This is a genomic window from Fulvivirga sp. (assembly GCF_040220315.1).
Taxonomy (GTDB): Bacteria; Bacteroidota; Bacteroidia; order Cytophagales; family Cyclobacteriaceae; genus Fulvivirga.
Genome location: NZ_JAVJUY010000158.1, coordinates 1 through 8,409, shown reverse-complemented (window position 1 = coordinate 8,409; position 8,409 = coordinate 1). Strand labels below are relative to the sequence as shown.

Below are 8,409 nucleotides of genomic sequence, written 5' to 3'. Positions count from 1 at the left end.
GTTTATATGCACCCCTTAAGACATCTGTTTACCTGGTGGGCGATTTTAACAATTGGATTCCCTCTACGGACGACCAACTAGCAAAAGATGGAGATTATTTTTGGTTAAATGTTACCGGTCTAACTTCAGGTCAGGAATATGCTTTTCAATACCTGGTAGACGAAGAAATTTTAGTAGGGGATCCTTATTCTGATAAAATACTCGATCCCAATAACGATGGTTTTATTCCTGAATCTACTTATCCGAATTTAATCAATTACCCTGAGTCAGAAATACCTGAAGGGTGGGTGAGTGTAATGCAGACCGCACAACAGGAATATAACTGGTTGATAAACGACTTTGCAGCACCTGCCAAAGAAGATTTAGTCATCTATGAGCTTTTGGTTAGGGATTTTGATGAAAATCAGAATTATGAAGCAGTAATAAACAGATTGGATTACCTGAAAACTCTTGGAATTAATGCCATTCAACTCATGCCTATCATGGAGTTTGATGGAAACAATAGTTGGGGTTATAATCCAGCCTATTTCTTTGCGCCTGACAAATATTACGGCACTAAGAATAATCTCAAGGCGTTTATCGATGAGTGCCATTCAAGAGGTATAGCAGTTATTCTCGACATGGTATTGAATCACACGCATGAAAGAAACCCAATAGCATGGATGTACTGGGATCATGCCAATTTCAGACCTGCAGCTAATAGTCCGTATTTAAATCCAGTAGCCAAACACCCATTCAATGTATTTTTTGATTTTAATCATGAGTCAGCCGCTACACAATCTTTTGTAGATACAGTGAATTACTACTGGTTAGAAGAATATCGGTTCGATGGTTACCGGTTTGATTTATCAAAAGGCTTTACTCAAACCAATTCGGGTGATAATGTAGGCTTTTGGGGGCAATATGATCAATCCAGAGTGGATTTACTCACCCGCATGGCAGATGAAATTTGGGCGCACCACCCAGATGCGTACATAATCTTAGAACATTTGTCAGACAATAGTGAAGAGAGAGTATTAGCTAATTACGGAATGATGCTTTGGGGTAATATGAATCACAATTTCAATCAGAATACGATGGGTTATTCAGATGGCTCCAATCTCGACTGGGCCTTTTATGAAAACAGAAATTGGGATAATGCCAATTTAATACCCTATATGGAAAGCCATGATGAGGAGCGCTTGGTTTATCGAAATTTACAAAACGGTAATTCCTCCGGTGGACATAATACGAAAGAATTATCAGTGGCATTAGAAAGGGTTAAAAGTGCATCGGCCATCTATTATGCTATTCCAGGCCCTAAAATGCTTTGGCAGTTTGGTGAGTTGGGTTATGATATTTCAATAGATCAGAATGGTAGAACAGGTGAAAAACCTATTCCCTGGGCATCTGCTACCAATGGTTTAGGGTATGACGAAGAAGTAGATAGGCTCAAACTATATGAAGTCACCTCTGAATTGATCAAATTAAAAGCAACTTATAAAGCCTTTAACCAGGGAAACTTCACGTTGGATGAATCCCAAACACTCGTTAAAAAGATAACCTTGGATAATGCATCAGGTAAAGCCACTATACCAGCCGATGCCAATTTCGTGGTCATCGCTAATTTTAACCTACAACCGCAAGCTGTGAGTACACCGTTTCCTTACAATGGGACCTGGTATAGTTATTTTGCCAATGGCGATCCTATTGAAGTAAGTGCAAATAATGAATCCCTCATGTTGCAGGCAGGGGAGTTCAGGATTTATTCAGATGTACGTTTACCATCGACATCACAAGAACTAACACAGTTCGTACAGCCGAATGCACCAACTGAACTTGCTGTTTCTGAATTGGCAGGTGAAGGTGTTCTATTAAATTGGAAGGATAACAGTTCCATTGAAACAACTTATAAAGTTTTGAGAAGTGCGGGAGCAGAATTTGAAGAAATTGGGCTTTCTGGGATTAATAAAACGGAGTATTTAGATACTACTGCAGAACCAAACGTTGATTATACCTACAAAGTAGCTGCATCAAATGCCAATTATTCCACGGAGTCTGTTGAAATTCAATTAACTACCAGCACAATTATAACAGATTTAGAAAATGGGACTTCGCGATTATTGTATGTATATCCAAACCCGGTTGATAATATAGCAATAATTTCACATCAAATGGTAAAGGGCAGTTACCAATTAATGGATGTATCTGGTAGGGTGCTGGAGTCAAATACATATCAATCGGATGCAGATATTCTACTGGATATGACTAACTTGAAAAAAGGGCTCTATCTATTAAAGATGAAAGGCGGTGAAAGAATTGAATGTGTTAAGTTGTTAAAAAAATAATCATATCTATTTCTTTCATTCAATCGTTTGCAAAAGGAGCGACCTAAAATTGGTATCAAATCACTGTTAAAGACATGTTAATCTTCCTTATTTTAGGAAATTAATTAGAAGTAGATGTCATCAGAAATAAATAACATAGCAGTATTTACTTCAGGAGGAGATGCTCCCGGAATGAATGCTGCCATCCGTGCGGTTGTTCGGGCAAGCATATTTTATAAAAAGAATATTTTCGGAATCTATCGTGGGTATGAAGGCATGATTGATGACGACATAGTCGCTCTGGATGCACGTTCTGTTGGTAATATCATTCAGCGAGGGGGCACAATATTAAAATCAGCTAGAAGCGATGAGTTTAGAACCCCCGAAGGAAGAAAGAAGGCCTACGATAACCTTATGTCTCGTGGTATTGAGGGGTTAGTAGGAATCGGTGGAGATGGAACATTTACAGGCCTCCATATTTTTCATAAAGAATTTGGACTTCCCGTTATTTGCGTGCCTGGCACCATAGATAATGATTTACCAGGTACAGATTACACAATAGGGTACGATACTGCAACCAATACCGTTGTTGATGCCGTTGATAAAATCAGGGATACTGCATTATCGCACAACCGATTATTTTTTATTGAAGTAATGGGCCGCGATTCTGGAGCTATAGCCATTAATTCAGGTATTGCCGGAGGTGCAGCAGCAATTATTATTCCCGAAGAGGAAATGACGATAGATCAACTAGTCGCGAGGCTGGATAAAGGTGGTGAGAATAAGAAAAGCTCAAGTTTGGTAATTGTAGCTGAAGGAGGCAAGAGTGGAAGTGCAATGGATATTGCTAACGAGGTAACTAAACGTTTTCCATACTATGATACAAAAGTGACTATATTGGGTCATTTACAAAGAGGAGGTGCGCCAACTTATTTTGACCGTGTATTGGCCAGTAAAATGGGTGTATATGCAGTTGAAGGCCTGTTAAAAGGAAAATCTGATGTAATGGTAGGTATAAAAGATAATATCACTGTTTTTAACGACTTTGAAACCATTATGAGTAATGGGCACGAGATTGATACAGATGCGCTGAGAATTTCTAAAATACTATCAATATAATGATTTTAATAGGTATAAGTGGTTCTTCTAAATGCGACTGGCAATTAGTCGAGGATGAAACAACAATTAGTCAGTTCAGTACTGGTGGATTAAACCCTATTTTTCATACAGAAGATGAGATTTTCAATATACTTTCCAATTTAGAAGAAGTTAAAGAAAAGGCTATTGAGGTAATCTACATTTATAGTGCAGGCTGTGGAAGTAAGGCGTTTCAAAATAGCGTATTAAGAGCTTGTTCAAAAGCGTTTCCAAAGAGTCATCATTATGTGAATCACGATATAGTCGCCTCAGCATTAGCCACTTATGAAGGAGTGCCTTCCATTGCTTGTATATTGGGCACAGGCTCAAATGCTTGTTATTTCGATGGTGATATTGTTAGGCAAGAAACCCCTGCATTGGATTATGTTTTAGGAGATGAGGGTGGCGGATCAAATTATGGTAAGCAATTATTAAAAGCGTATCTATACAAACAACTCCCTAAAGAAATTGACAAGGAGTTTACTGAAGAGTATAATCTTACAAAAGAAACGATTTTGGAGAATGTGTATATGAAACCGTATCCTAATGTTTATCTCGCTTCATTCATGAAATTTATTGAGAAAAACAAAGCAAATGAATACTTTCAGGAAATGATAAGACAGGGCATGTCAGATTTCATGAACTATTTTATTCTTCCTATGGAAAAATATAAAACTGTAAAAACTCACTTTACAGGTTCAATCGCCCAAATATTTGAACATGAATTAAGGTCTGTTGCTGATGAAAAAGGGATAGAGGTGGGCAAGATTATTAAAGAGCCAATTAACGATTTGGTTCGTTATCATATGAATAAAAGGTATAAGAAGTCATGAGTGATATTATCGTTGGAATTGATATAGGAGGTACATCAACCAAATTTGGACTGGTAGATCAGAAAGGGGAGGTATTATTTCAGTCTAAAATAACAACACAAACTCATAATGATTTTAAAGATTATATCAAGGAATTGGATGAAGCCATAAAAGAGGGCATGAGTGAAATAGGAGGTGCTTCTAAACTTATGGGAATCGGGATTGGTGCCCCTAATGCAAATTACCTCAGAGGCACAATAGAACACGCTGCAAACTTAAAGTGGAAGGGTATTATTCCTATCGTTGAAATCATGAAAAAAGATTTTAATGTTCCTGTAATGATTACCAATGATGCTAACGCAGCAGCCATGGGTGAGATGATTTATGGTCACGCGCAGGGCATGAAAGACTTTATTGTGATTACATTGGGTACAGGTTTGGGTTCAGGTATTGTTTGCAATGGCAAATTGGTACATGGCCACGATGGTTTTGCAGCAGAATTGGGTCATGTAATTATAAACCCAAGAGGCAGGCAATGTGGTTGTGGCAGAAAAGGATGTCTAGAAACCTATGTTTCAGCCACAGGTATAAAGCGTACCGTATATAAGATGTTGGCCGATCACCTCGAAGAAAGTGAACTTAGAGGCATCAGCTTTCATGATTTAACTACTAAGATGATCACTGAATCTGCCCAAAGAGGTGATTTAGTGGCCAAAGATGCTTTCGAATACACGGGCCAGGTATTGGGGGCAAAGTTAGCTGATACTGTTGCGCATACTGATCCAGAGGCTATTTTCCTATTCGGTGGGCTAAGTCTTGCACAGGATCTTATTTTTGAGCCGACAAGAAGACATTTAGAAGAAACGCTAATGCCTATTTACAGGGGCAAAGTACAGGTATTACCCTCTGGCTTGCAAAATCAAAGTGCCCCTATTCTTGGGGCTAGCAGTCTGGTAATTGACTATCTGAATAGTGAAGAAGGTGAAGTTGTAGGATAAATCAACGTTTATGCTATTGACAATCATCAGATTATTGGTGTAATTTATTTACTTTTAGTGCTTAGTTTGGCACGTTAAATCAAATCACATTGAGGAATATAAAGCTAGAACACTTTCAAAACCTTGTGTCAGTAGCATTTGCAGATGGGCACGTAGAGGACTCGGAAAGGGAATTCCTTGAGGAAAGGGCAGCAGAACTTGGTCTGCCTGCAGCCGAGGTTTCAAAAATCATGAAGAACACCCATGAGCTGGAATTTATTGTTCCTGACGATTTGGATGACAGAGAAGAACAATTGGCTGATGTTGTATTTATGTCGATGATTGATGGTGAAATAGAGCAGAAAGAATACGACTTATGTTTAAACATAGCAGAGCGGCTGGAGCTAAAGAAGAGTGATTTGGATGAAGTAATTGCACTCACAAAACGACTTTGGAAAACCTAATTAAAGAACTATGATCGGCTTTTTTGAACATCAATTTCTTTCTTTTAAAAAGAACCACCTTAGAAATCTTATTGCCCTGGCAAAAGCCGATGGGCACCTTCACCCAGATGAAGAAAAAATGATTTATAAAGTAGGAGATAAGTATGGTTTGAAAGATCGTCAGATAGCATCGTTGCTACGAAGTGACAAAAAACTTGAACTTCATGTACCTGATACCCATGATGAGAAAATGGATCAGTTATATGATATTGTCATGATGGTGTATGCTGATGGAGTGGTTGAAGAGTCAGAAATCGAATTTTGCGAGGACATAGTAGATAAATTTGGCTACAAAAAAGAAATTGTGAAATGGCTCATCGAATTTTTTGATGAAGGGAAAGAGCCAAATAAGGCCGAATGGGCAGAGTTAAAAGAAACAGCTGGTAAGAAGTTTATATAAAGAAGGGGATGCCTCAAAATTTTAGTCAAAATATAAGTTAAGCCATTCTGAATGAGGAAGCCCTCCTGCCTTATGTGCAGGAATTTAATCAGTTCTTATTGACACCTTTTTAGCGCGATAAAACTACTTGCTACATAGGTTTAAGATACCAATTAAGACAGGCTCTTTTTTAACAGACTAATTCCTTGGCTTAATAGAATAACTTATCTATTAAGCTTACTCCAAAGAATTTCTGACTTACAGTTAGTATGAATATTATTCCCAAAATGATAGGGCATAAATAACTAATTGTAACATCTAAAAATTTTCTTACGAATGATGTCTTAAATCCATCATAACCAGAACTTATTTCTTCATGAAGGTTTTCCTTTTTCCATATATAAGCAGCAAATATCGAAATCATGAAACCACCAAGTGGTAAAAAAGTGTCACTTGAGAGATTCTCGACCAAGTCCATGAACGTTTTAGTTTCACCGCTAGGATAAGTAACGAAAGATGTGAAAAATTCTACAGCTCCATTGCCCATTAGTGACGGTAATCCTACTAAAAATACAATCATTGCAACGGTCCATACAGCCCTACTTCTCTTTACCTGATGTTCGTCAACCACGTAAGTAACCGGCACTTCGAGTAAGCTTACTGTGGATGTTAGTGCAGCAAACGATAAAAGTAAAAAGAAGGTAGAACCTACTATTACACCCAATACTGGTCCTAGACTTTCGAACACGCCAGGCAGAACGGCAAATATTAAACCGGGGCCTTGTGCGGCACCTTCCATGGTTCCATCAGTAAGGTAGGCAACAAAAGGGAACATCATCAATCCCGCAAGAAATGCAATCCCTACATCAGCCAAAGTAATGAATGCCGCTGAGGTGACGATATTGTCTTTCTTTCCCACATAGCTCCCATATGTAATAAGCGCACCCATACCTAATGATAATGAAAAGAACGCTTGCCCTAATGCATTAAAGACTACCTCTAGATTTATCTCAGAAAAGTCTGGTACTAAATAAAACTGTACACCTTTAAAGGCATTTGGTAGCGTAAAAGAATATAGAACTAGTCCGATAATAATAAAGAATAAGGTAGGCATTAAAATCTTCGAAGCACGCTCTATGCCGGCAGAAATACCTTTTGAAACGATGTATGCAGTTGTTGCCATAAATACTATGGCATACCCACCAATTTTGAACACATTAGTAATGTATTCACCAAAATTGGCACCAACTTCAAAATTACCCATCACCATTTCAATGAAATAGCCAAAAGCCCAACCAGCAACAACGTTATAAAAGGAAAGTATTAATACCCCGCTAAGAATTCCCATTTTACCTATAATGGACCATCTTTTGTAACCTAAGGCTTTAAAAGCACCTACTGGGTTAAGTTGGGTTTTTCTTCCAATGGCTATTTCCGTTACCATAACAGGGAAGCACAAGATAAAGCAAAACGCCAGGTACATTAATAGGAAAGCTGCACCACCACCGGCACCTACCTCAAAGGGAAATTTCCATATATTCCCTAATCCAACGGCAGAACCTGCTGCTGCCATAATAAAACCAAGCTTACTTGAAAAGCCTCCTCTGTTAGCCATAATTTAATAAAAATTTAACGGGCTGTAAATATGTATAAATTTTTCAGCTTAAGAAAAGAATTCTACATGAGCAGTATCAAACAGGCTTTCTAGATTTCGGAGCCTTCATGTTGGCTTCGTTAAATTTTGCGAATAAAGTATTAATGGTTAGCCCCTGCACCACAATGGAGAAAAGCACAACACAGTATGTCATGGTGATAATAACATCTACTATTTTGGTGTCGAAGTTTGTATTCTCATATAATGAAAGCGCCAGGGCTACTGAGATTCCGCCTCGCAGTCCACTCCAGGTTAGAATTCGGATGGTGTATTTAGGAAAGTGCCTTGTAATTCTCATTAATGATATCGGAACTGATACACCAATGAGTCTCGCTAAAAGAACCACGCCTATTGCACAACCAGCAGCGTAGAAGTAATCCACTTCATAATTGATTACAATAATTTGTAATCCTATAAGAATGAAAAGGATAGCATTCATGGCTTCGTCCATCAAGTGCCAAAATTTATATACATATTCCCCGGCCGCATCTTCCTGATTTTCGTTTCTTCCTTTTCTTCCGACAAACAATCCCATAACAACCATCGCCAATGGGCCAGATACATGCAATGTTTCTGCGATACTAGCACCGCCTAGTACTATAGAAAGCGTTACCAGTACTTCAATTTCAGTATGCTCGTTG

The 8,409-nt window shown here is 38.3% G+C and carries 8 protein-coding genes; 6 read left to right on the top strand and 2 right to left on the bottom strand.

Annotated elements, in window-relative coordinates; translation table 11 throughout:
* The 6 genes from RLO81_RS07780 to RLO81_RS07755 form a co-directional block, all read left to right on the top strand.
* On the top strand, positions 1 to 2,327 hold a 2,327-nt coding region (locus tag RLO81_RS07780), incomplete at its 5' end, for an alpha-amylase family glycosyl hydrolase (protein WP_350109650.1).
* Positions 2,328 to 2,441: 114 nt separating this feature from the next.
* A complete protein-coding gene (gene pfkA / locus RLO81_RS07775) occupies positions 2,442 to 3,425 on the top strand; it encodes a 6-phosphofructokinase (protein WP_350109647.1) in 984 nt (327 codons plus the stop codon).
* Positions 3,425 to 4,276 carry a hypothetical protein gene (locus tag RLO81_RS07770; RefSeq protein ID WP_350109644.1) on the top strand — a complete coding sequence of 284 codons (852 nt, stop codon included), beginning with the start codon at positions 3,425 to 3,427 and terminating at the stop codon, positions 4,274 to 4,276. The genes pfkA and RLO81_RS07770 overlap by 1 nt, the downstream gene beginning before the upstream one ends.
* Entirely contained in the window at positions 4,273 to 5,253 is a 981-nt protein-coding gene (locus RLO81_RS07765; RefSeq protein ID WP_350109641.1) for an ROK family protein, read from the top strand. Before RLO81_RS07770 ends, RLO81_RS07765 begins: the two co-directional genes overlap by 4 nt.
* A gap of 89 nt (positions 5,254 to 5,342) precedes the next feature.
* Positions 5,343 to 5,696 carry a tellurite resistance TerB family protein gene (locus RLO81_RS07760; protein WP_350109638.1) on the top strand — a complete coding sequence of 118 codons (354 nt, stop codon included), beginning with the start codon at positions 5,343 to 5,345 and terminating at the stop codon, positions 5,694 to 5,696.
* 10 nt (positions 5,697 to 5,706) lie between these two features.
* Positions 5,707 to 6,135, top strand: coding sequence for a tellurite resistance TerB family protein (locus RLO81_RS07755; protein ID WP_350109635.1), 429 nt, complete (start codon positions 5,707 to 5,709; stop codon positions 6,133 to 6,135).
* A 190-nt stretch (positions 6,136 to 6,325) separates the two neighbouring features.
* Here the strand turns inward: RLO81_RS07755 and RLO81_RS07750 are convergent, their stop codons facing one another.
* On the bottom strand, positions 6,326 to 7,729 hold the full coding sequence (locus RLO81_RS07750) for a sodium-dependent transporter (RefSeq protein ID WP_350109632.1): 1,404 nt from the start codon (positions 7,727 to 7,729) through the stop codon (positions 6,326 to 6,328).
* A 76-nt stretch (positions 7,730 to 7,805) separates the two neighbouring features.
* On the bottom strand, positions 7,806 to 8,409 hold a 604-nt coding region (locus tag RLO81_RS07745), incomplete at its 5' end, for a cation:proton antiporter domain-containing protein (protein ID WP_350109629.1).